Here is a 1,340-nt window from a genome sequence, read left to right as displayed (position 1 = left end):
GGGACCTGTCCCCGAGTGGTGGACACCTCTGAGCCCGGCCCCGGCAGGGGCCGGGGAGGAGGGATCTCTTATGGTGATGAAGGTCTACTCGCCCGAGTTCAAGGCGGACGCCGTCGCGCTGTACCTGTCGGACCCGAGCCACACCTTCGAGGGCATCGGGAAGGATCTGGGGATCAGCCGGGAGACGCTGCGCAACTGGGTGCGGGCCGAGCGGGCCCGCCGTGGTGAGAGCGGCACGACGAGCACGAACACGAAGGACTTCCCGGTGAACGAGGCCACGAAGCAGGAGCTGGAGGCCGAGATAGCGGCCCTGCGCGCGGAGCTGAAGACCGTGCGCAAAGAGAACCAGAAACTGGCCACTGAACGGGACATCCTGCGCAAGGCGACGAAGTTTTTCGCCACCGAGATGAACTGGTGAACCGCTTCAAGTTCATTGAGGACCACCACCGCGCCTGGGGCGTGAAGCGGTTGTGTGATGTGCTGGAGGTCGCCCGTTCCAGCTTCTACAAGTGGCGGGCCGGCCGCCAGGCCCGCGCCGCGCGTGAGCGGGCGGACGCCGCGCTCGCGGAGCGGATCAGGTCCGTGCACGCCGAGTGGGATGGCGCCTACGGTCGGCCCCGGATCACCGCCGAGCTGCGCGACAAGGGGGAGCGCGTGAACCACAAGCGCGTCGGACGGATCATGCGCAAGTACGGCATCGCCGGGCTGCGGCTGCGCAAGCGCCAGGTCACCACCGTGCCCGAGCCGTCCGCCACGCCCGTGCCGGATCTGCTGCGGCGCGACTTCACCGCCACGGCACCGAACGCCAAGTACGTCGGCGACATCACCTACCTGCCGGTGAATGACGGCGAGTTCCTGTATCTGGCGACCGTGATCGACTGCTTCTCGCGCCGTCTGGTGGGCTGGTCGATCGCCGACCACATGCGTACCTCGCTGGTCACCGACGCGCTCCGGGCAGCCGCCGCGACCCGCGGCAACCTGGCCGGAGCCATATTCCACAGCGATCACGGAGCGCAGTACACCTCCCGCCAATTCGCTGATACATGCGCCGAGTTGGGGGTGCGGCAGTCCATGGGCGCGGTCGGTACGAGCGCAGACAACGCGCTCGCCGAGAGCTTCAACGCGGCCCTCAAACGCGAGACGCTCCGCGGCACCCGCCGCTTCGACGGGGCCCGCGCCTGCCGCCTGGCCGTCTTCCGCTGGACCACCCGCTACAACACCCGCCGACGGCACTCGGCGAACGGACAGCAAGCACCGATCGCCTACGAACAGCAGTCAGCTACCCTGACACTCGCCGCATAACGATACGAACAGGTGTCCACCCCTCGGGGACAAGACCC

At 68.1% G+C, this 1,340-nt stretch carries 1 protein-coding gene; it reads left to right on the top strand.

What is annotated here, in order from left to right:
- Positions 1 to 70 precede the first annotated feature (70 nt).
- A protein-coding gene (locus tag ACGF2Y_RS36635) for an IS3 family transposase (RefSeq protein WP_392956432.1) occupies positions 71 to 1,302 on the top strand; the annotation gives its coding sequence in 2 pieces (ribosomal slippage) (positions 71 to 392 and positions 392 to 1,302; 1,233 coding nt in all).
- Positions 1,303 to 1,340: the final 38 nt, after the last annotated feature.

It is taken from the genome of Streptomyces sp. NPDC048142 (assembly GCF_043202835.1).
Classification (GTDB): Bacteria; Actinomycetota; Actinomycetes; order Streptomycetales; family Streptomycetaceae; genus Streptomyces.
The sequence above is the reverse complement of the archived record's forward strand: the minus strand, read 5'-3'. Positions and strand labels throughout refer to the sequence as shown.